We start from the raw sequence: 20,727 nt of genomic DNA on the forward strand, positions 1-20,727 counted from the left end.
GCTCCGGTGATGAACGACTACTTGCTCTGCTTCTTGTAGACGACCCAAGTTGCAACCATCGCAACTGAGGCCGTGAAGGAGAGCGCGGCCATCGGGGGATTGCTGAACAACGCGATGACAGCCGTGATGAGGAACAGGCAAGCTGCCGTTAGCGTCAGTAACTTCATTTTGGGCCTAACCGCAGCCGAGCATCGTTGCAAGCGCACTCAATGAATACGCAATACCGCCGATAATGAGTGTCGCACCGCCCGTGAACGCCGCCGCAATCAGTGAACCTGTAGCGACGATATGCCCGAGAAACCCAGCCAAACAGCTAATTTGCTGCCAGTTCATTTCTTCTCCTAGAGAGTGGGGAACAGCTTTCCTTGTAACGGATTCCCCCATGGGCAAGATCGAGAACCGCGTTGGATTCAGCCTGCAACATGAAAAAGGCACTAGGTGTTGCGGATAGCAGGAATGAGTGGTGATCGAGGGCGTCTAGGTGCTCTATAGGCCAAATTTGAGTGTTTGTTGGGGTCGTCTAGGTGGCGCCGGTCCTAACGGGAATGCCAGGACTCCGCCATGAAATGGAGCTCAGAACTGGTGGTCTACTGTTTCCGGAATCATCATCGCCATTGCATCGTTGGTCATGGTGTGGAGATACAGCCGGGAGCTCAGGAACAACCGCCCATCTTGACCGAGCCGGATGAACTGTGGCGAAAACTGTGGAGCACCCGGGCCTACAAGGGTTTTGTCACCATCAACAGGGACACGTATCTGGAGGCCGACGGATCTGTCTCCGAATGGGATGTCATTGCCGGCCCCGATTCGGCTGCCATGCTCGCCTTCACCGAGGGTGGCGCCGAGGTGGTGATGTTTGAACAGTTTCGCGTGGGGCCGGGACGGACACTACTGGAACTTCCCGGCGGCTACGTGAATCAGGGCGAGACCCCGGAATCTGCTGCTCGACGCGAGTTGGCAGAAGAGACAGGCTATGAATCATCGGCGATCTACTACGCAGGATCCGAGTGGAGGTCCGCCCGCTCGTCCAGTCGAAAGCATGTGGCTATTGCAGCAGAAGCCCGCCCCGGGGGAGACCCATCGTGGGACGCCTCCGAGGCGGGCTTTGTACGGCTACTCCCGAGCGACGAACTGCTCGATTTCCTTCTCAGCGGTGACCTGACAGACGCTGGACTTGCTTGCCGTGGTTTGTTGAAATTTGCTCTGAGCTCCCAGCAGGACGCTGCCTTGGAGAAGCTTCAGGTGACGGTCCGGAGCCTCCTGTCAGGTTACTGACGCGCACGCTACCTACCGGGTTTTACCGGTTTCACCACCAGCGCTGAACCGCCGCCTCGACGAACCGGCTCGGCGGCTGCGGTCATCTTTCCGTCTTTACCGAATTCGATGGCCGTCGCAGCACCTATCTCCGCCGCCGATGTGAAGGCATCACCCGCCGGCACCAGATCATGACCCAACGACTCCAGCGCCGGACCATAGACATCAATGAAGGCAGGCTCGGAACTGACAGTCGCTCCATTCCGCGGTGCGGCACGTGGCGCAGCGAGCGCTTCGGAGACCGTCATGCCAAAATCGACGCGATTGAGGATCGTCTGCAGCGCGGTAGTGATAATGGTTGATCCGCCGGGGGACCCCAGTGCCAGGAACGGCTTCTGGTCCTTCAAAATGATGGTCGGCGACATTGAGGAACGCGGCCGCTTGTTTGGTTCGATCCGGTTGGGATCCTTCGGGTCATAGACCGTGCTGAAGTCAGTCAGCTCGTTGTTCAACAGGAAGCCCCTGCCCGGAACAACAATTCCAGAACCGCCGGTCTGCTCGATCGTCAGCGTGTACTCCACCACGTTGCCCCACTTGTCGGCGACCGTCAGATTCGTCGTGGAGATGTTCTCTGTATCCGTCTCATTGGCGAGTGGTGCCACGGCAGCCGGGCACGCGCCGTCGTACGTTTGTATGTTTCCCGCAGCAACAGGCTTAGGGGCGGCCGCCGTGGGATCGATTTCGCATGAGCGTTCCTTGGCGAAAACTGGGTCGAGCAGGGCCTGGGTGGGAACATTCACGAAAGCGGGATCGCCCACATAGGCGGCGCGGTCCGCGAAGGCGAGCGAGCTGGCCTCGAAGTAGTGGTGCAGGGCGTCGACCGGCTTCATGTCCTTGAGGTCGTAGTTCTCCAGGATGTTCAGGGACTCACCCACCGTGGTGCCGCCGCTGCTGGAAGGGGCCATGCCGTAGACGTCGTAACCCCGGTATTCCACCTTGGTGGCGTCCTGGTCCAACACCTTGTAGTTGGCAAGATCCTGCGTGGTCATGAAGCCGACTGGAACGGGAAGTTTGGTTTCCGCGGTTTTCGGCGGGGCCTGGACGGTCTTGGCAATCTCCTCCGCGAGCCGACCGCCGTAGAAGGCGTCGGTGCCCTCCTTTGCGAGCAACCTGTACGTCGCCGCGAGGTCATGGTTCTGGAATACACTTCCGACGGCGGGAGCGTCACCGCCGGGAAGGAACAGATCCCTAGTGGGGGTAAATGCGTCAAAGCGGAGCTTATTGTCCAGTGTTTGTTGCCGGAAGGTCTCGTCCACTACGAAACCGCGGTTAGCCACCTTGATGGCCGGCTTCAGGGCTTCGCCGAGGTCCAACGTGCCCCAACGTTCCAGTGCACGTTCCCACGTCGCAGGTGTGCCTGGGACTCCGACGGACACGCCGCTGGTGACGAGTTCAGGCGTGAAGTTGTACGGCTTCTTGGTGGCCGGGTCGATGAATGCGTCAGTTGGCATGCCCGCCGGAGCGGTTTCACGGCCGTCAATGGTGCTGACGTGTTTGGTCTTCGCGTCGTAAAAGACGAAGTATCCGCCGCCCCCGATGCCTGCGCTGTAGGGTTCGGTAACGCCTAAGGTTGCGGCGGCGGCGACGGCTGCGTCGGCGGCATTGCCACCCCGTTTCAATACGTCGATGGCGGCCGCGGAAGCTTCCGGATCCACGGTGCTGACAGCGCCTCCGTAGCCTGTGGCCGTGGCTTTCTTTTCAGTTTCGCGTGGATCTGCGAAGGCCGGACTGGCCATCGCGCCGCTTGTCACGGTTAGTGCCAAGGCTGCCGTGACAGCAGCCAGTTGACGTCTCACATGTGTCATGGTGTCTCCCAGAGTTGGTCCAGACGGTGATGTGGGTGGACGGTCCGGTCACCCTACCGCGGGGCTGTGCGGGGAACAACGGTTGATTGTTGAAGCGGAATGGGGTGCTAGGCAGGGTTCGAAACCCGGCGGGCAAGGATGGCTCGAACGCCCAGCCCCGCCAATCCGATGGCCAAAGCCAGGAGGATGGTAGGTCCTGCGCCTCCATCGGGGCCAAGCGTAGCTGTCAGTATTTGTCGGCTCATCAAGAGCATTTCCGGGACGTCCCCCGCCACTACGCGTGTCCCCAGGACATATTGGACGGAGGTGAAGAGCGCGGGAACAAACCACAAGAAGGCAAGGTTGGCCACCCAAGCCACGGTGCGGCGGGCGGGCTTGTTGCCGCACCAAGCCAGCGCACAGCCAATCAGTGCGGCAGGGAGCCAGCGCGCAATGGTGGGCACAGCGGTGGGGAGATTGGTGTATCCCGCAACGCTGACCACCCATTCGACTCCCCAAGAGGTGACGGGAACAGCCATGAGTCCCACGCCGATGGTCGTCTTCACCGTTGAAGGTGAGGCCATCAACAGAAGAGCTATCAGTGCGGCAATGATGGATCCGATCACGCCTGCCAGCAGCCCAGCGAGGTAGACGCTGGACATTGATCCGACAGCGAGGCCTTCATTGAGCACCGCGAAGGACTGCGCCGTCGCCGTGAACTGAACTGCGAGAACGCCCCCAGCTGCGCACCACGTGACCAAACGCCGGCGCACCGGTGCCCAGATCCGCACCGTTAATCCGGCGGCAGCACCGCCCACGCCAAGGAGTGCCACGATGCTGGTCAGTTGATACTGGCTAAGGGGCAGCAGCCCCACAGGCATCTGATCCGGCAGGACCTCGGTGGCCCATAGGTTCTGCAAAGGCAACGTCGCGCCGGTGATCCACCAGGGGGCCAAACCAAGTGCTCCAGCAACAATGCCGAGCAACCATCCCAGCGCGGCGTCACTGACGGAGGCCCGCGGAGGTTTGCTGGATGTGGCTTGTCCCATAACGGGCTCTGAGTGGCTCACGGAAGCTCCTAGGGTTGAGTCACGGGGTGGGGCGCCCTGGTCATGGAGCGGAGGGACGATCCATGAATAATACGCCGAATGGATAAACTCGGCATCTATGAGGCTACCGACCCCATGGGATCAACTTCAGAGGTAGCTCTTTACGCTGGCGCGCAGGGCCTCCGTATGTTCGTAGATCTCTTCCAATGAGGTAATTGGAACGCGGGTCTCCTCCTTGTTCGAATCGAACAGCCCAATGTATTTTTGAGTCCGATTGAAATGAAGGCGCGCGATAGGCTTCCGGTTGTTGTCATCCAAGAGGACAGCAAAGTAGGACTTCGCATCCCGCTGAACCACACGATTGGGCTTCACTTCGCTGCAAACAATTGCGCGGACGATCTGGTACCCCTCGATTTCTTCCAGGGTGGTCTCTAATGCGTCAGCGTCTGCCAAGTCAGCTTCGGCAACGGGCTTGCTGGATACGGCAACCGCGGCGATGTCATCATTCGGTAGATACGCTTGCGCACCCAAGGCCTTTTTTAGCCTTTCGTTGACCTGATCATTCAGGAATTGCTTGGTCGCCTTGGTGACCAATGCGGTGAATTGCTCTCGAACGCGTTGCGTGTAGGGGCCGGTGTAGACGCGGGAAGTGAGGAACTTTACCCATTCGTCTTCGGGCTCACGGAACTGTGCCGCCAGCGTCCTCTTAAGTTCTCCGATGTACTTCAGTTCCCCAGCAGCGCATAGCGGAGGTTTCGAAGATTAGGACGCGCCGCGGCCGTTTGGTGACTTTCGCCGTACCGTCACCACCAACTTTGAGTGCTGAAGCACCTCGACGCGCGGCGAAAACGGTGTGTCGGACGGCCCCCAGGATCAAAGTAGGTGGTGGCGGTACGCGGCTGCCACCTAGACAACCAGTCGCAGCGGCCTCTGCCCCAGCTGCACTGTGATCTCCTGTCCCCACGAGGCTGTGAGCCGGTCGTCTTCCATGCCGTCGCCGAACACCACCAGCTGATCGGACGCCACGGTGATCCGGAGCACCTCGCCGGCTTCGAGAACGCCTTCGGTCAACGAGGCGCCGGTGATGGGTGAAGGCCAGGCTTCGCGGACGAACCAAGCGAGCCGCGGATCAGTGGGTGCTGGCAAGGCGCGTCCGCCGCGTTCCAGGGCAATCGAAGCGCACCATCCGGTGGCTCCGGTCCCGGTGGAAACGATAATGCCCGACGACGATTGCCGCTCCGTCTGCCCGCCGGGCTGGGTGAAACTTGGCGCAGTGATGGAGTACTTCGCCGACTGGTGCGAGGCGTGCCCGACGAAAACTTCGTTGAGCGCCGAAAGCTGCTGACCGTCGTCGAGCGTTGCTGTCACTGTGGTGAGGTCCTGGCAGTGCAGCCGCCCCACGTCTCCTGCACGAAGCAGTGCAGCTACCGCCGCCGGGGTGTGTCGGACCAGGACGCCGGGGTTCGCGCCAGGCTCCGGATCTATGCCAATAACCGGCTGGCCACTGAGGTATTTCGCGACGTTTGCCACCAGCCCGTCCTGTCCCACCACAGCAATGATGTCCTCGGTTGTGAGCAGGAAGCGGCTCAGGTCCGCGCGTTCCACTTCCGCTGTGCGCCAATCGGCCGGCACTGCCGCTCGAATGGTTGCGAGGGTGCCGGTGAGCCGATCATGCCGGTCCTGCACGTCTTGGATGCTGCGCCCGCGGGTGCGGAGAAAGAACTCCGCTTGACCGCGGGTGGCGTGCCGGTCCAGGAGTTCCTGAAGTTCGGTCCGCCGGTGGACGATGACGATGCGCGGGGTTGCCATGACGGAACCTTACTTGCTGCCTTCAGTTGTGGCGGGTTCCTTGAACAGCCCGGCCAGTGCGCCGCTGAGCAGATCCGGAGTGATGGTCAGGTTCCCGATGTTCGGCAGGCTCCCGGCAGCGTCCTTCAAGGCCAGTGCCAAAAGCGTGGCCTGTTCCATATTGCGGTAGACCTCCATGGTGGCGGCCTCGCGGGCGGCGGCTGCTTCACCAACAAGGCGAATCTGGTTTGCCTCGGCCGCTGCGCCAATGCCCTTTCTCTCAGCTGAACCTTGTGCTTCGATGAGCCCTGCTGCTGCCTTCTCTTCGGCTGCGCGGCGGGCGTTCGCGCCCTCCTGGGCCACCAGGTTTTCGCGGCGTACAGCCAGTTCGATCTGGCTCGCCATCTCGTTCTCGGAAATAGTGCGTTCACGTTCGACGGCGACTGCCCGCCTCTCGTACACAGCCCGGTCCGCTTCGGCTTGGAGCTGTTCACGGACGGGAGTCTGCAGCGCACGTTCGACGTCTGATTCAGGCCGCACCGCGAGGACCTGCACAGCCAGGATCTCGATGCCGGTGGACTGCAGCCGGGCATCGGCCCGCAGTGCTTCGGTGAGGACCAGCCGGAGCTGGCTGACGCCGCGTTCGAGTGCCTCGGCGAGCGTGGTGGTGGCGATCTGATCGATCGCGTGGCTTTGGCAGAGCTGCCCGATGATGGTGGACACCTGTTCGCGGCCCGTTGCTGGTGCGGAACCGGCGTTTTGCAGGCCGAAGTTGAGGCGGGTGGACACCGCAACGGGATCGATGAAGCGGTACGTCACGTTTGCTTGAACGCTGACGTCCTGGTGGTCGCGGGTGATGGCGTGGAAGAGGGTGGGCAGTTCCTGGTCGTCCACGGGAACCTCGCTCAACACGGAGTTGGCGGGGCGGAAGAAGAAGGCCTGGCCCACTCCTTGGTGCTTGACGGCGCCCTTTTGTAGGTGGACGACGTAGCCAGTGGGGCTGCCAAGGAAGTGGCTGATCCAGGGGTAGCGCTTGATGGTGGCCATGATGATCGCTCTCTTTCGTTTAGTTGTCGTCGAATTGACGATAACTAAACCGTAGACGGAAGTGCACATTATTGTCAACATGACGATAAGTACCTACGATTGATGCATGCCTGAATCCCATCCGGCGCCAGAGCGCTTCCCGGTGACCGTCGACGTCGTTGCCTTGACTGTGCGCAATGGCGCACTGAACGTCCTTCTCATCACCAGACTTATCGAGCCCTTCCGCGGCAAGCTCGCGCTCCCGGGCGGCTTCGTCCTCGCGGGCGAGGACCTGCTCGAAGCGGCTGCCAGGGAGTTGGCGGAGGAGACCGGCGTCGAGCGCCTTCCTGGCCACTTGGAACAATTGGGAAGTTACGGCCCGAAGGGGCGCGACCCCCGTGGTGATGTCCTTACTGTGGCGCATTTGTTGCTCGCGCCGGATTTTCCGGTGTTGGCTGCTGGCAGCGATGCCGAGCACGCTGCCTGGTATCCGGTTGCTGAGGTTCCAGAGTTGGCCTTCGACCACGCACGAATTCTGGATGACGCCCTGGAACGGGCCAAGTCGAAGCTCGAGTACTCGCCGTTGGGTGCTGCATTCTGCGGCGACGAATTCACTATTGCCCAGCTTCGCTCGGTCTACGAAGCGGTGTGGGGCACCCGCCTGGACCCGCGGAACTTCCATAGAAAAGCGACCGGAACGCCAGGCTTTCTGGAGGACACCGGGCGAATGTCAGCGGGCGACGCCGGGAGGCCGGCTGCGCTGTTCAGGCTCGCCCCCGAAGCACGCCCGACGCCGGGCCAACCCACCCGCGCGGTACTGAACCCGCCGCTGATGCGACCGAGGGACCAAAGCGGGTGACACTGATCTGGGGCAGTTATCGCTCCAATGGCGGTCAGGGCTGCGGTTCCAGCCCCTATCACAAGGTCAATGGCGGCCGCGCTGGGGATGCCGTGGCCCGAAGCCCAGTGTGCCAATGCCATTTCCTGACGTTGTAGGGTTTCGGCCGAGACACCCCTGTTGTTCGCCGTGTTGAATTCACGTGAACGGGGAATCCGGTAGCCCTCACGAACTAAGCCACCGGCGGCTTCATAAAAGAGGAACTCGGTCCCGGCTCCTGCCAGCGTCACCGGACCGGCACCCCGGCGAGCGGCGACCGCTAAGGCGATGTCCGTCGTCGTGCGTTCAACGGACTGACTCAAGGATGCCCTTGACCCGGAGTGGAGGCATTATCGGGTGACTGAGTCGCAGGGGTTCCCCGCCGCGTCCGAATCCACCGGTCAACGAAAACAGCGAGGGCGGCCACAACACAACCCAATGCCAAAGATGGGAGCGGACCCAACGTCGACAAAGAAGCAACGTACGTCCCGAATCCGAACACGAAGATCAGCAGGCTTCGTCTGGTTTTGGCACTCATGAATCCCCCCAAGAACGCCGTAGTTGGCATGGGCCGAGCCTACCCGGGGTGAGGCAGGGGGCAAGTCAAGCCCGGTTCAGGGACAAGGGACAGCGGGTTCCTTGCGTCCACCGGCGGCGACCACCCGGTTCAGCTGGCCTAACACCTGCTCCGGTGTCCCGCCAGCGTCCACCACCATGAAGTCGTCAAACTCGGGCAGCGAACGGTATGCGGCGCGGAATGCCTTAAGGTCAGCCAGTGTTTCGTTGTCAGTCCCGCGTGCCGTGACCCGTTGATGGGCGAGTCGGGGGTCGACGTCGAAATGGACGGAGAGGTCCGGCGCTGGGAGCTTTCCCAGCAGCCACGGAAGCAGCCGGCCGCGGCGTAAACCGTTGGCCTGGCGCAGCGCGAGTTGGCAGTGCAGGTGCCGGTCCATCACCACCAGTCCGTCGAACCTGTGGGCGCGCGCATGATTGACCAGCACGTTGAACAGCCGCACGGTGGTCTCGATGACGTCGGCCACCCGTGGCGGCAACGTCCACCCAAACCGCTCGGACAACAGGGACAGCCGCCGCCGGGCAGCGTGGTTGGCCAGCAGCAGGGCATTCCGCCCGTCAGCGCGGGCCGATTCAACCAAGGCGCGGGCCGCCGTCGTTTTTCCCGAACCGTCAATTCCAGTCAGAACAATGAGCATGAGGCCTCCCCTCGTTTCCTTTCCAACGAAGTGAGGTGCCAACTTGTGCCGTGATGCGGCGTGAGTCAGCCCACAGGCCGCCACGTGAACCGGGGCTGTTCGCGATTCAGGAACGCGCTGATGCCGATCTCCATGTCCGGGCTGTCCGGCATGGCGCCCCAGGCGTTGGCCCATTCGTGATCGATGTCTGAGTGATCAGTGTCCGTAGCGTCAATCAGCCGCTTCATCGAATGCATGGAGAACTGCGATCGGCTCCGCAGCGAACTGACAAGCGCTGCGGATTTTTCCTCAAAGGACCCGGAAGGTACGACGTCGGCCACCAGGCCAAGTGCCCGGGCCTCGGTTGCGCTGAAGGTCTGTCCGGTGAGGAGGATGTACTTTGCGTTGGCGTGGCCCACCAACCTGACAAGCCGTTCCATGCCGGGACGCGGGTAGATGATTCCGATCTTGGCCGGAGTCAGTCCGATCACGGCGCGCTCATTGGCGATGATGAAGTCACAGGCAGCTGCAATCTGCCAGCCGCCGCCCATACAGGCGCCGTCCACCAAGGCCACCGTTGGCTTGGAAAGGGAGGAAATGGCGGCATCGGCGCGGCTGAGATGGTCGATGGACGATCCGTCGGGCTGCTGGTCCACCAATACCGAAGCAAGCTCGCTGATGGCTGCCCCCGCGCAGAACGTGCCGCCGGCACCTCGCAGCACAACGACGGCAACGTCGGCGTCGGCGTCCAGGCGCGGCATCAATTCCTGGAATTCCAGGCACATGGCCCGGGTCAGCGCATTCCGCTGTGCAAGGTTGCAGATTTCCACGGTAGCCACGCCGTCAGCGATTGAAACGGAGATGCGGCCCGCACGGGAAGCCTCGGTGCGGGCAGTGTTGGCCGGGGATACGACGGTCATTGCTGTGCTCCCATCGTTTCCGGAACCTGGGCTGAAGCCGGTTGGCACACAACGCGGCCCTCGCGCTCAAGCCGGGTGACGTCGTCGTGCGTCATTCCGCGTTCCAGCAGTACCTCTGCGGTGTGCTCGCCCAGCAGGGGCGGCGGTGAGAGGATTTCGCTGGCCTCGCCATCCAGGCTGAGTGGCCCACGAAGAAGGGGGAGGCGGGATCCGTCCCGCCGCTGGCGTTGCTGCACGAGTCCCAATGCGGCAACCTGCTCCGATGCCAGGGCCTGCGTGTAGTCGTAGATGGGGCCGCAGGGGATGCCGGCCTGGCTGATCAGGGGAACCCATTCGGCGGCGGTCTTCGAAGAAAGCGCTGTTTCAATAAGCTCCGTCAACTGGTCCCTGTTGGCCGACCGGTCCGCTCCGGTGATAAAGCGGGGGTCATCCACGGCGGAGGCAGCGCCCAGGAGCCCACAAAAGGCCCGCCATTGCTTGTCGCTGCCTACAGCGATGTTGATGGATTCCGTGGCCGTAGCGAACATTCCGTAAGGCGCGATGACGGGGTGGTTGTTGCCCTGCGGCGTGGGTGCTTCGCCGAGGCTGAGTGCTTTCTGCCCTTGGAAAGCGGAGAGGTTCAGGGCGGTCTCCAGCAAGGAGGTGGACACTCGGCTGGGTCGTTCGCCGTTCCGGACTCCCAGGAGCGCTGAAACGATGCCGAACGCACAGATCATTCCGGAGGTGATGTCCACGATTGGAACGCCAACACGGTAGGCCGAGCCAGGCCCGGGACCTGTCACCGACATCAGCCCGGACATGCCCTGGATGACCTGGTCCAGTCCGGCGTCGTCCTTGAGGGGGCCGGTGTTGCCGAAACCTGTGACGGATCCAAGCACGAGGCCTGGGTTGAGCTCTTCCAGCCGGGAGGCCGTGAACCCCATCTTGTCCAGCGTTCCGGGCTTGAAGTTCTCCACCAGGACATCGGCGTCGGCGATCAATCCGGAGAGGATGTCGCGGCCCTCGTCCGAATAGAAATCGATGCACACGGACACTTTGTTGCGGTTGACGGAGTCGAAATAGAGGCTGTGGCCATCCTGGAAAGGAGGCCATTGCCGGGCGGTATCACCCCCGTTGACGCTTTCAACTTTGATGATCCTGGCGCCCATATCAGCCAGGAGGGCTGTGCAGTAGGGGCCTGCGAGGGCTCGGCTGAGATCGATCACGGTGATTCCGCGAAGTGGTTTGAGCATGGAGGGCACCTTTCGTGCGACGGAAAAACTTGCGCAATCGGCAACGGTTCACTAGGTGAACCGTTGGTTCATTTTGGGAAGTCGCCTGTAATGTAGGGCACTGGGAGTAGTCGGTCAAGCGGGAGGGTGCATGAGTACGCAGAGCGTTGTCACGGCCATCAGGGTGCTGGAGGCCGTCTCGGACAACCAGCCCGCCGGATTATCGGAGCTCAGCCGGGAAGTTGATGTGCCCAAGGCAACCGTGCTCCGAATGCTGAGGACGCTGGCCGAACTGGGCTGGGTGGCGCAGTCCGAAGTCCAAGCCAGCAAATGGGTTCTGACCAACCATGCCTTCGCCGTTGCCAGCCGGGGAAGCAGCGGCTCGGCCATCCGCGATGCCGCCATGGGCCCGCTGAATGCACTGCAGCTGGACACCACCGAGACGGTGCACCTGGCAGTGCCGGACCGCGGCTACATGCTCATCATCGAACGCCTCGACACCCCGCACGTCTTGAGGGCCTTCCTCCCACTGGGGTCGAGGCTGCCCATGCATGCTTCTTCCACGGGCATGGCCTACTTGTCGGCTGCTGACGAGGCCTTCGTGAACGATTACCTTGCCGGACCACTTGAAGCGTTGACGCCACAAACCGTTGTGGATCCCACGCAGCTTCGCGCGATGATCGTGGACACCCGGGCCCGCGGATACTCCATCAATGAGCAAGGTCTCAGTACGGGCATCACCTCGATCGGCGTCCCGCTGCTGGGGCCGGGCGGCGTGGCGGCGGGATCCATCTCCATCTCGGGCCCCTCAAGCCGGATTGTTCCGGACAAGTACCAGGAATACGGAGAGGCTGCTGCCGGAACTGCCCGCGAGATCAGCCGGGCCCTCGGAGCCTTCTCGACCAAGGGATACTAAGTTTCCTGACCAAAATACTTCGCCGCGACGCAAAGGGTGCTTATTATGAGCCTGTGAACGTGCTCCGCCCGGGCAACCGTTCCGTTTGAGCCTTTCCCGGGTGGGTACGCAAGCGATGTGGAGACGAAATTCTCCAATCGGTGCCCGTTGGCATGGGTGGCGCTCCATCAGTGGAGTACCAGCGGACGCCTTCCTGAATAGACAACAGTTATTGAAGGGATGCGTGGCTCAATGAACACACTCTTAATAATCGCCGGTGTTATCGCGATCATCTTGCTCCTCGTTGGCGGACTTAACCAGGCGCTCAGCTTCTTGCTATGGGTGGGAATCATCCTGCTTGTGCTGGCCGTGCTCGGCTGGGTTCTGGGCCGCGGGCGGTCTCGCGTATGACGACTGATCCTGGTGAAGTTGCCGGTTTCGAGCAGGTTCGCGATGGGACGACAACCCCCGGGCATCCAATCCCGAGGGACCCGGCAGTCGCCCAGTCGGGTGGCCAGGTTCCAGTGGGTGATGCCTCGTCGGAAAGTCCGGACGACGCCGTCGACGCTGGACCCAGCGAGTCAGCCAACCCACCTGGGCCGGCGGAAGAAAAGGACGAAAAGACTGCGGACGGCCGTGGTCTGACAGCCGAAACCAGTCCTACGGATTGATCGGGCCAAGTGTGGCCGCGGACGGGAGGCACCCGGTCCGCGGCCACACTTCTTTGGTGATGGGCGCCTTTGTCAGTATGCTTACTAATAGCTGGGGGTTGTCGGTTCAGCGATTGGGGTAGTGATGCGAAGTGGTTCAATCATTGGGTTGCTTGTGGTCGTGTGGCTCGTCATCGGGGCCGTGGCGGCTGGCCAGCGGGGTTACTTCGGCACCCCGCCGGCGCAATGCTCGCAATTGGCAACAATCGCCTTGAATATCGTCGCAGGCCCTTTGAATTACACGGGGTTGGATCCCCAGGGTGGCTGTGAAATTCCGCAGCCTTCATGACCCGGATGCGAGTCTGCACCTTATCCCGTTTATCCAAAAATTGCTAAGATTACTGATTAATTTCGTTGATGCATGGACACACCGCCAGCTGCACTTATAGGTTCGAAGAGATCCATAAACACGTTCACCGTTGAGGAAAGGACAGGTCGCATGGACACGCACAATGCCGCACCGGAAGAGGAAGTAGGAGGCTACGGCACTCCTACGGCCGAGCAGGAAGCAGGCGGAGGACAGGCGCAGCCCCGCGTCGAAGAGGACCTCACCGAAGCCGGTTTGAGCCAGGACAGCCCCGACGGCGAGACGTATTCCACAGGGGCTCCCAACCTCAGCCATCTGGATCCGGAAAACTCGGACAGCGCGGGCGAGCCCGGGGCCGGCCGATTCGGTGGGATAGACGAGCAATCGCACGCCGAGCAATCCTTGCAGCCCGACGGCAACGACGACTCGCTGCCGGACGGCAGCGGAAACGACCTTCCCCAGGAAGAGTCACCCAACGACGATGTTGAAGAAAGTTTCGACGCCGGCTAAGAGCTTTGGCTGGCGCGCTAAGACTGGCGCGCCACTGGTTAAGCAGCCAGCTGGCTGGCGCGCCGCCCCGCCCCGCAGTACTGCATGAGCACCCGAGACACGATCGAAGGAGCGAAATCCATGGCTACGGTCATCAAATCAATCGAAGTAGATGTCCCCGTATATGTCGCCTACAACCAATGGACACAATTCGAGGCCTTTCCCGAGTTCATGAACGGGGTGGAGGCAGTGGAACAGATCGATGAGACTGCCCTCCACTTCTCCACCAATGTGGGCGGTGTGAAACGCGAATACAACGCCCAGATCATTGAGCAGGTTCCAGACGCGCTGGTGAGTTGGGCAAGCGTTGACGGTCCTCGCAACGGTGGCACCGTCCGCTTCGAACCCCTCCAGCCATCCCGCACGAGGGTTGACGTGGAGATCGTCTGGGAGCCGGAAGGCCTGGCAGAGAAGGCCGGATCAGCACTTGGCGTGGACAGCATGCGGGTAGGTGCCGATCTGGACAAATTCAAGAAGTTCATCGAAGCGCAGGGCCATGCATCGGGCGCTTGGCGCGGCACTGTGTCCGGCGGCGACGTTGATGACACCGGAGAGTCCACTCGTCCGCGTTCGGTCGATATCTAGCGCGACTCCATCGACATCTAGCGCAGCGCTTCGTACTGACTCACACTGGACATAGCACCACGAGATAGGTCCGACGAGGGCCGGCCACCATCACGGGCCGGCCCTCCGCCTTACCCGGAAGGGAGTCCTGACAGCAATGGGAACGTCCAGCAGCGTGGAAGCCGAGCGGAAATTCGACGCCGAGGAGTCCACTCCGTTGCCTGCACTGGAGAAGATCAGCGGCATCGGAAAGGTGGGTGACCCGGCACGTCACAGCCTGGAAGCCATCTACTTTGATACGCGCCTCTTGTCCCTCGCTGCCCGCGGAATTACTCTCCGACGCCGGACTGGCGGCCTGGATGCCGGCTGGCACCTCAAATTACCCCTCGGCCCCGGTAAACGGACCGAGATCCATGCACCCTTGGGCAGTGCCGATACCGTCCCCGTGGAGATCATGGACCGCGTGCTCGCCTACACCCGCGGGCATGCCGTGGCAGCAATCGCCACCCTCAGTACCGAGCGAACAAGTTATGCCCTGTATGGCAGCGCTGGCGAACGAGTAGCCGAATTCGTGGACGATCACGTCCGTGCCCACGTTGCCATCGGTGAGCCCCGGCAGCTGGCGTGGCGTGAGTGGGAAGTCGAGCTGGCCGCCCACGACGGAAACGTCGACGACGCCGTGCTGGAGACCTTGGCCGGACAGCTCTCAGACGCAGGCGCCATGCCCAGCAAGCGGACGTCCAAGCTTGCCACTGCGTTGGGTGAATCCTGGCCCGCGGCCAACGGATCAGGCCGGGAAACGCCGGGCGGCAAGAGCACGGCCGTGGTTCCCGTCCTCGATTATCTCGCAACACAAGTGGCCGAGCTACTCCTGCAGGATGCCCATGTGAGGTTGGGCCGGGACGACTCAGTTCATCAGATGCGATCAATAATCCGCCGCATCCGGTCCGTGCTGCACACGTACCGCAAGCTTTTCGATGCGGGGGCAGCCGCGAACCTCCAGACCGGATTGAAATCATTGGCCAAGACCCTGGGCCGGTACCGGGACACCGAAGTCCTGCACGAACGCCTCAGGAACGATCTTGATGAATTGCCCGGAACTCTGGTCCTCGGCCCACTGCACGATGAACTCGATCAGCGCATGGCAGTCAGGGCGGACACTGCTATGTCGGCCGTCAAGAACCGGTTGAACAGCCCCCGCTATTTCCGGCTGCTGGACGAGTTGGAAGACCTCCTCGACGCCCCGCCGCTGACACGCAAGGCGACGAGGAAGGCCACAAAGACCACGGCGAAGCTCGTCAACAAAGCCGCCAAACGGCTGGCCAAACGCCACAAGGCTGCGGTGGGTGCCGCCGTCGGGCCCCAACGCGATACGGCGTTTCATGAAGTACGGAAAGCCGCCAAGAAGCTGCGCTTTGCCGCCGAGGCCGCGGAGAGAGTTCATGGAAAGAGGGCCGCCCGGTTGGGCGAGGCTGCCCACAAGGTCCAGTCGATCCTGGGCGAGCACCAGGACAGTGTGATGGCCCGTGCTGAGCTGCTGAGGCTGGGCACGGCGTCGGATGTCGGCAACAGTGCCTTCACCTTCGGACTGCTGCACGCCATGGAACGCAACGCCGCCGATGCTACGGAGCAGGACTACTTGCAGAACGGCGGAATGGCGCGGAAGTTGCGGCTCAAGAAGTGACAGGCCCGACGCCGTAACAACCGTGCGTCGGGCCCATCAGGGTGGAGCGGCTACTTCTTGAGGAAGCCCAACAGGGCGTCGTTGATCTCGGCTCCGTGCGTCCAGAGCAGGCCGTGCGGCGCGCCCTCGATTTCCAAATATTCGGCGCTGGGCAGTGCATCCTTGAAACGCCGGCCGGTGACGTCGATGGGCAGGATGTTGTCAGCCGTGCCGTGGACGATCAAGGCCGGCACGTCGATCTTGGGGATGTCGGCCCGGAAGTCCGTGAGCCACGTTGGCTGGGCGGCAACCGATGCGAACGCGCCGGACTTGCTGGCGAGATTCCAGCTGGCGTCCACGGCTTCCTGGCTGAGGCGTTCCGTGCCCAGGAAGGTGTCGCTGTTATAGAAGTTCTTGAAGAAATCGGTGAAGAAGGCGTACCGGTCTGCCTTGACTGCCGAGGCAAGGCCGTCGAACACGTCCTGCGGCACCCCGTCCGGGTTGTCATCGGTCTTCAAGAGGAACGGTTCCAGCGAGCCGAGGAAGACTGCCTTGGCAACGCGGGCCGAACCGTAGGTGCTGATGTAGCGCGCAACTTCGCCGGTGCCCATGGAGAAGCCCACCAGCACGGCGTCGTTCAGGTCCAGGGTGTCCAGGACGGACTTCAGATCGGCTGCGAAGGTGTCGTAGTCGTAGCCCTCCGTGGGTTGGCTGGACTTGCCGAATCCGCGGCGGTCGTAGGTGATCACGCGGTAGCCTGCGTCGAGCAGGGCAGCGGTCTGCTTCTCCCAGGATGAACCATCCAACGGGTAGCCGTGGATGAGGACTACCGCCTGGCCTGTTCCGTGGTCCTCGTAGTAGAGCTCGATCTCAGTGCTGTTTTCGTTTCCGACGGTGATGTAAGCCAAAACTCAAGTCCCTTCGATGCGGTTCAACACGAACGTTTCCAGCCTACTGGCCTACTGCGACGCCGGCACGAGCCAGGGCTTCTGCGCCAGCAGCCAGGCCAAGGCGACCTGTCCCGGCGTCGCGCCCTGCTCTGGGCAATCCCGGCCTGGGTCCGCAGCCAAGAGAGGGAGTCGCTGGCATTACCCCTCATCTCCCTCTAGTTGCCCGCAGCAACCAGACGTAAACTGGCCTTCGGTTCACAACGCTTTGGCTCGGAGTCCGCATGCTGTGGAAGGTACTTGTTCGTTTCCTGCGGCCGCATCAGCGGCTGTTGATCGCCGTCGTCGTCTTCCAGCTGGCGCAATCCATCGCGTCGCTGTACCTGCCGACGCTGAACGCCGACATCATTGATCACGGCGTGGCCACCGGGGACACGGACTACATCCTGCGCATGGGCGGCCTCATGCTGCTGATCACCCTCCTGCAGATCGCGTGCGCTGTGGTTGCGGTCTATTTCGGTGCGAAGGCCGCAATGGGGATGGGCCGGGATCTCCGTGACGCGATCTTCAGCCGGGTGGGGGAGTTCTCGGAGCAGGAGGTCACCAGGTTTGGAGCGCCATCACTGATCACGCGCTCCACCAACGATGTCCAGCAGGTGCAGCAGCTGGTCCTCATGTCTTGCACGCTGATGGTGGCGGCTCCCATGCTGAGTATCGGCGGTGTGATCATGGCCGTGCGGCAGGACGCCCAATTGTCCTGGCTGATCGCGGTGTGCGTGCCGGTGCTGTTGGTGGCTGTTGGGTTGATTGTGACCCGGATGGTGCCGCTGTTCCGCAAGATGCAGGTCCGGATCGACGCCGTGAACCGGGTCCTTCGCGAGCAGCTCACCGGCATCCGCGTGGTACGTGCCTTCGTCCGGGAGGACGTGGAGGCCGCCCGGTTCGCGAAAGCGAACGACGACGTCACGGACGTTGCGCTGCGGGCCGGACGTTTGATGGCGCTCATGTTCCCTGTGGTCATGTTGGTGATGAACGTGTCCAGCGTGGCGGTGATCTGGTTCGGTTCGTTCCGGATCGAGGACGGCTCCATGCAGGTGGGAACCCTGATCGCTTTCCTGAGCTACCTCATGCAGATCCTCATGTCGGTCATGATGGCAACGTTCATGGCCGTGATGATCCCTCGTGCGTCCGTTTCTGCCGACCGGATCGGCGAGGTGCTGGAGACCGACTCAAGTGTCCAGCCGCCGTCGAACCCTGTCACCGGCGGTATTCGCCGCGGCGAACTGGAAATGCGCGACGTTGGATTCGCCTACCCGGGTGCCGAACAGCCAGTGTTGAGCGGGGTTTCCTTCACGGCCATCGCTGGCCGGACCACGGCGATCATCGGCAGCACGGGGGCCGGCAAGACCACTTTGGTGAACCTCATGCCACGTCTCTTCGACGCCACCAGCGGATCCGTCCGGATGGACGGCGTGGACGTCCGCGAACTCCATCCGGACCTCTTGTGGGGACATATCGGGCTGGTGCCGCAGCGGCCCTACCTGTTCTCGGGTACGGTCCGCAGTAATCTCCAGTACGGCAAACCCGACGCCACCGACGACGAACTCTGGCAGGCACTTTCCGTGGCCCAGGCCCGGGACTTTGTTGAGGAAATGGAAGGCGGCCTGGACGCCTCAATCTCGCAAGGTGGCACCAACGTTTCCGGCGGGCAGCGGCAGCGGCTCGCAATTGCCCGCGCCTTGGTGAAGCAGCCGGAGCTCTACATCTTTGACGACTCCTTCTCCTCCTTGGACACCGCCACCGACGCCAGGCTCCGGCAAGCCCTCAAACGCCATACCAACGGAGCCACCCTGGTCATCGTCGCCCAGCGGGTCTCAAGCATCGCCGACGCGGACCAGATCTTAGTGCTCGACGACGGCAGGATCGTTGGGCGCGGAACGCATGAGGAGTTGTTGGAGACGTCCGGGACGTATCGGGAAATCGTGTCCTCCCAGCTCGCTGCGGAGGAGGCCGCATGAGCGCCGTATCAGCCGGCCCGCGCGGTCCCCAGCGGCCAGCGATGGGACCAGGCCGCGGAGGACCGTTCGCCGGGATGAATATTCCGGCGGAGAAGGCGTCCAACTTTGGTCCCTCTGCCCGGCGTTTGCTGGGAACGCTTCGTCCGGAGCGGTTCTGGCTTACCTTGGTGCTGGTGTTCGCCGTGGTCAGCGTGGCATTGTCCGTGATTGGCCCACGCTTGTTGGGGGAAGGCACCAACCTGATCTTCGCCGGCGTCGTGTCCAAACAGCTGCCCGCGGGGGTCTCCAAAGCCGACGTCATCGCAGGGCTGCGCGCCTCCGGTGATGACAGCAAAGCGGACATGCTGGGCGCCATGACCCTGACTCCCGGCGTCGGAATCGACTTTGGTGCGTTGGCCTCGGTGCTGCTGTGGGCGCTGGCGCTTTATGTCCTGGCCTCAGCGTTCGGTTGGATGCAGGCGTACGTGCTCAACGGCGTCGTGCAGCGGACCGTCTACCGCCTCCGCGAGCGGATCGAAGCGAAAATCCACCGGCTGCCCCTGCGCTATTTCGACTCCATCCAGCGCGGTGAGCTGCTGAGCCGGGTGACCAACGATGTAGACAACATCTCGCAAAGCCTCCAGCAATCCATCAGCCAGGTGGTGTCTTCACTTCTGACGGTGGTGGGGGTGCTGGTGATGATGTTCCTGCTCTCGCCACTGCTGGCGCTGATCGCACTGGTGACCATTCCGCTGACCCTTGGTACCACCCTGTTCATCGCCAAACGCTCGCAGAAACTGTTCGTGGCGCAGTGGAAGAACACCGGCGAACTCAACGGCCAGATCGAGGAAACCTACACCGGGCACGCCCTGGTGAAAGTGTTCGGACGGCAGAACGAGGTCCAGGAGAAGTTCCGGGCGAAGAACGGCGAGCTGTACCAGGCCAGCTTCGGGGCGCAGTTCGTGAGCGGGCTGATCATGCCGGCCATGACGTTCATCGGAAACCTGGTTTATGTAGGGATCGCCGTGGTGGGTGGCCTGCAGGTGGCCTCAGGCTCCATGCAGCTGGGCGACGTCCAGGCCTTCATCCAGTACTCGAGGCAGTTCACCATGCCGCTGGCCCAACTCGGGTCAATGGCGAACATGCTGCAGTCCGGAGTTGCCTCGGCGGAGCGGGTGTTCGATCTACTGGATGAGGAGGAAGAGTCGGCTGAACCCGCTCCTTCCGGTTCGGGTGTGGGCCGCGGGCGGCTCGTTTTCGAGAACGTGTCCTTCCGCTACTCGCCGGACAAACCGCTCATCACGGACCTCAGTTTGGTGGCCGAACCGGGGCAGAGCATCGCCATTGTTGGGCCCACAGGTGCGGGCAAGACCACCCTGGTGAACCTGATGATGCGCTTCTACGACTTGGACTCAGGGCGGATAACACTCGACGGCGTAGACATCGCCTCGCTCTCGCGGCAGGAACTGCGCTCACGGATGGGGATGGTCCTGCAGGACACGTGGCTGTTCGGCGGGACGATCCGCGACAACATCGCTTACGGGCGGCCTTTGGCTTCAGAGGCGGAGATCATGGAGGCCGCACAGGCTACGTACGTGGACCGTTTCGTGAAGTCGCTGCCGGAGGGCTATGACACCTTGCTCGACGACGAGGGCGGCAATGTTTCCGCAGGTGAAAAGCAGCTGCTCACCATTGCCCGGGCCTTCCTGTCCCGGCCGTCGGTACTGATCCTGGACGAGGCCACCAGTTCCGTGGACACCCGGACCGAAGTGTTGGTGCAGAAAGCCATGAATGCCCTGCGCTCGGACCGGACCAGCTTTGTGATTGCGCACCGGCTCTCCACCATCCGCGACGCCGACCTCATCCTGGTGATGGAAGCCGGGCAGATCGTGGAGCAGGGAACCCACTCGGAACTGCTGGCCGAGGGTGGGGCGTACTCCCGGTTGTACGAGGCCCAATTCGCGGCGCCGGCGGCTGAAGAGGTTTGAGCTCTGAC

At 62.3% G+C, this 20,727-nt stretch carries 20 protein-coding genes; 9 read left to right on the plus strand and 11 right to left on the minus strand.

Annotated elements, in window-relative coordinates:
* Window positions 1–17: 17 nt before the first annotated feature.
* Both ACSSVG_RS14255 and ACSSVG_RS14260 read right to left on the minus strand, forming a co-directional pair.
* Window positions 18–167, minus strand: a complete 150-nt coding sequence (locus tag ACSSVG_RS14255) for a hypothetical protein (RefSeq protein WP_253464466.1) — start codon at window positions 165–167, stop codon at window positions 18–20.
* A 7-nt stretch (window positions 168–174) separates the two neighbouring features.
* Window positions 175–333: a hypothetical protein gene (locus ACSSVG_RS14260; protein ID WP_231343151.1), complete on the minus strand. Its 159-nt coding sequence runs from the start codon at window positions 331–333 to the stop codon at window positions 175–177.
* Window positions 334–672: 339 nt separating this feature from the next.
* Here ACSSVG_RS14260 and ACSSVG_RS14265 point away from each other — a divergent pair, with 339 nt between their 5' ends.
* Window positions 673–1,275: an NUDIX hydrolase gene (locus tag ACSSVG_RS14265; protein WP_492415288.1), complete on the plus strand. Its 603-nt coding sequence runs from the start codon at window positions 673–675 to the stop codon at window positions 1,273–1,275.
* 8 nt (window positions 1,276–1,283) lie between these two features.
* Here ACSSVG_RS14265 and ggt read toward each other — a convergent pair whose 3' ends face one another.
* The 5 genes from ggt to ACSSVG_RS14290 form a co-directional block, all read right to left on the minus strand.
* A complete protein-coding gene (gene ggt, locus ACSSVG_RS14270; protein ID WP_492415289.1) occupies window positions 1,284–3,119 on the minus strand; it encodes a gamma-glutamyltransferase in 1,836 nt (611 codons plus the stop codon).
* A 107-nt stretch (window positions 3,120–3,226) separates the two neighbouring features.
* Complete coding sequence (locus ACSSVG_RS14275) at window positions 3,227–4,168, minus strand: hypothetical protein (protein ID WP_492415290.1); 942 nt, start codon at window positions 4,166–4,168, stop codon at window positions 3,227–3,229.
* A gap of 126 nt (window positions 4,169–4,294) precedes the next feature.
* Complete coding sequence (locus ACSSVG_RS14280) at window positions 4,295–4,741, minus strand: hypothetical protein (RefSeq protein WP_492415291.1); 447 nt, start codon at window positions 4,739–4,741, stop codon at window positions 4,295–4,297.
* 312 nt (window positions 4,742–5,053) lie between these two features.
* Window positions 5,054–5,956, minus strand: coding sequence for a diacylglycerol kinase catalytic domain-containing protein (locus ACSSVG_RS14285; RefSeq protein WP_492415292.1), 903 nt, complete (start codon window positions 5,954–5,956; stop codon window positions 5,054–5,056).
* A gap of 9 nt (window positions 5,957–5,965) precedes the next feature.
* A complete protein-coding gene (locus ACSSVG_RS14290) occupies window positions 5,966–6,982 on the minus strand; it encodes an SPFH domain-containing protein (protein ID WP_492415293.1) in 1,017 nt (338 codons plus the stop codon).
* Between the two features lie 106 nt (window positions 6,983–7,088).
* Between ACSSVG_RS14290 and ACSSVG_RS14295 the strand changes: the two genes are divergently transcribed.
* Window positions 7,089–7,820 (plus strand): NUDIX hydrolase, encoded by a 732-nt coding sequence (locus tag ACSSVG_RS14295; RefSeq protein ID WP_492415294.1) that lies wholly within the window; start codon window positions 7,089–7,091, stop codon window positions 7,818–7,820.
* A gap of 632 nt (window positions 7,821–8,452) precedes the next feature.
* Here ACSSVG_RS14295 and ACSSVG_RS14300 read toward each other — a convergent pair.
* From ACSSVG_RS14300 to ACSSVG_RS14310, 3 genes are all read right to left on the minus strand, one after another.
* On the minus strand, window positions 8,453–9,049 hold the full coding sequence (locus tag ACSSVG_RS14300) for a nucleoside/nucleotide kinase family protein (protein ID WP_492415295.1): 597 nt from the start codon (window positions 9,047–9,049) through the stop codon (window positions 8,453–8,455).
* Between the two features lie 65 nt (window positions 9,050–9,114).
* Entirely contained in the window at window positions 9,115–9,948 is an 834-nt protein-coding gene (locus ACSSVG_RS14305; RefSeq protein ID WP_492415296.1) for an enoyl-CoA hydratase/isomerase family protein, read from the minus strand.
* Window positions 9,945–11,180 carry a CaiB/BaiF CoA transferase family protein gene (locus tag ACSSVG_RS14310; protein ID WP_253464444.1) on the minus strand — a complete coding sequence of 412 codons (1,236 nt, stop codon included), beginning with the start codon at window positions 11,178–11,180 and terminating at the stop codon, window positions 9,945–9,947. Before ACSSVG_RS14310 ends, ACSSVG_RS14305 begins: the two co-directional genes overlap by 4 nt.
* A 130-nt stretch (window positions 11,181–11,310) precedes the next feature.
* Here ACSSVG_RS14310 and ACSSVG_RS14315 point away from each other — a divergent pair, with 130 nt between their 5' ends.
* From ACSSVG_RS14315 to ACSSVG_RS14335, 5 genes are all read left to right on the plus strand, one after another.
* On the plus strand, window positions 11,311–12,075 hold the full coding sequence (locus ACSSVG_RS14315) for an IclR family transcriptional regulator (protein WP_253464441.1): 765 nt from the start codon (window positions 11,311–11,313) through the stop codon (window positions 12,073–12,075).
* Between the two features lie 386 nt (window positions 12,076–12,461).
* The gene (locus ACSSVG_RS14320) at window positions 12,462–12,725 is read left to right on the plus strand and encodes a hypothetical protein (protein WP_492415297.1); all 264 of its coding nucleotides are present in this window, start codon (window positions 12,462–12,464) and stop codon (window positions 12,723–12,725) included.
* 400 nt (window positions 12,726–13,125) lie between these two features.
* Window positions 13,126–13,581: a hypothetical protein gene (locus tag ACSSVG_RS14325; RefSeq protein ID WP_492415298.1), complete on the plus strand. Its 456-nt coding sequence runs from the start codon at window positions 13,126–13,128 to the stop codon at window positions 13,579–13,581.
* Window positions 13,582–13,701: 120 nt separating this feature from the next.
* Window positions 13,702–14,205 (plus strand): SRPBCC family protein, encoded by a 504-nt coding sequence (locus ACSSVG_RS14330; RefSeq protein WP_492415299.1) that lies wholly within the window; start codon window positions 13,702–13,704, stop codon window positions 14,203–14,205.
* Window positions 14,206–14,341: 136 nt separating this feature from the next.
* Window positions 14,342–15,868 carry a CYTH and CHAD domain-containing protein gene (locus ACSSVG_RS14335; RefSeq protein ID WP_492415300.1) on the plus strand — a complete coding sequence of 509 codons (1,527 nt, stop codon included), beginning with the start codon at window positions 14,342–14,344 and terminating at the stop codon, window positions 15,866–15,868.
* A gap of 50 nt (window positions 15,869–15,918) precedes the next feature.
* Here the strand turns inward: ACSSVG_RS14335 and ACSSVG_RS14340 are convergent, their stop codons facing one another.
* Window positions 15,919–16,755: an alpha/beta fold hydrolase gene (locus tag ACSSVG_RS14340; RefSeq protein WP_253464433.1), complete on the minus strand. Its 837-nt coding sequence runs from the start codon at window positions 16,753–16,755 to the stop codon at window positions 15,919–15,921.
* 263 nt (window positions 16,756–17,018) lie between these two features.
* Between ACSSVG_RS14340 and ACSSVG_RS14345 the strand changes: the two genes are divergently transcribed.
* Complete coding sequence (locus ACSSVG_RS14345; RefSeq protein ID WP_492415301.1) at window positions 17,019–18,752, plus strand: ABC transporter ATP-binding protein; 1,734 nt, start codon at window positions 17,019–17,021, stop codon at window positions 18,750–18,752.
* Window positions 18,749–20,719 (plus strand): ABC transporter ATP-binding protein, encoded by a 1,971-nt coding sequence (locus ACSSVG_RS14350; protein ID WP_492415302.1) that lies wholly within the window; start codon window positions 18,749–18,751, stop codon window positions 20,717–20,719. The genes ACSSVG_RS14345 and ACSSVG_RS14350 overlap by 4 nt, the downstream gene beginning before the upstream one ends.
* Window positions 20,720–20,727: the final 8 nt, after the last annotated feature.

It is taken from the genome of Paenarthrobacter sp. E2MeOHC11 (assembly GCF_058744955.1).

What these genes read in the sequence shown, in the direction of transcription:
- ACSSVG_RS14255 (WP_253464466.1), bottom strand. Translation starts at nt 167, where the DNA reads ATGAAGTTACTGACGCTAACGGCAGCTTGCCTGTTCCTCATCACGGCT.
- ACSSVG_RS14260 (WP_231343151.1), bottom strand. Translation starts at nt 333, where the DNA reads ATGAACTGGCAGCAAATTAGCTGTTTGGCTGGGTTTCTCGGGCATATC.
- ggt (WP_492415289.1), bottom strand. Translation starts at nt 3,119, where the DNA reads ATGACACATGTGAGACGTCAACTGGCTGCTGTCACGGCAGCCTTGGCA.
- ACSSVG_RS14285 (WP_492415292.1), bottom strand. Translation starts at nt 5,956, where the DNA reads ATGGCAACCCCGCGCATCGTCATCGTCCACCGGCGGACCGAACTTCAG.
- ACSSVG_RS14290 (WP_492415293.1), bottom strand. Translation starts at nt 6,982, where the DNA reads ATGGCCACCATCAAGCGCTACCCCTGGATCAGCCACTTCCTTGGCAGC.
- ACSSVG_RS14295 (WP_492415294.1), top strand. Translation starts at nt 7,089, where the DNA reads ATGCCTGAATCCCATCCGGCGCCAGAGCGCTTCCCGGTGACCGTCGAC.
- ACSSVG_RS14300 (WP_492415295.1), bottom strand. Translation starts at nt 9,049, where the DNA reads ATGCTCATTGTTCTGACTGGAATTGACGGTTCGGGAAAAACGACGGCG.
- ACSSVG_RS14305 (WP_492415296.1), bottom strand. Translation starts at nt 9,948, where the DNA reads ATGACCGTCGTATCCCCGGCCAACACTGCCCGCACCGAGGCTTCCCGT.
- ACSSVG_RS14310 (WP_253464444.1), bottom strand. Translation starts at nt 11,180, where the DNA reads ATGCTCAAACCACTTCGCGGAATCACCGTGATCGATCTCAGCCGAGCC.
- ACSSVG_RS14315 (WP_253464441.1), top strand. Translation starts at nt 11,311, where the DNA reads ATGAGTACGCAGAGCGTTGTCACGGCCATCAGGGTGCTGGAGGCCGTC.
- ACSSVG_RS14320 (WP_492415297.1), top strand. Translation starts at nt 12,462, where the DNA reads ATGACGACTGATCCTGGTGAAGTTGCCGGTTTCGAGCAGGTTCGCGAT.
- ACSSVG_RS14325 (WP_492415298.1), top strand. Translation starts at nt 13,126, where the DNA reads ATGGACACACCGCCAGCTGCACTTATAGGTTCGAAGAGATCCATAAAC.
- ACSSVG_RS14330 (WP_492415299.1), top strand. Translation starts at nt 13,702, where the DNA reads ATGGCTACGGTCATCAAATCAATCGAAGTAGATGTCCCCGTATATGTC.
- ACSSVG_RS14335 (WP_492415300.1), top strand. Translation starts at nt 14,342, where the DNA reads ATGGGAACGTCCAGCAGCGTGGAAGCCGAGCGGAAATTCGACGCCGAG.
- ACSSVG_RS14345 (WP_492415301.1), top strand. Translation starts at nt 17,019, where the DNA reads ATGCTGTGGAAGGTACTTGTTCGTTTCCTGCGGCCGCATCAGCGGCTG.
- ACSSVG_RS14350 (WP_492415302.1), top strand. Translation starts at nt 18,749, where the DNA reads ATGAGCGCCGTATCAGCCGGCCCGCGCGGTCCCCAGCGGCCAGCGATG.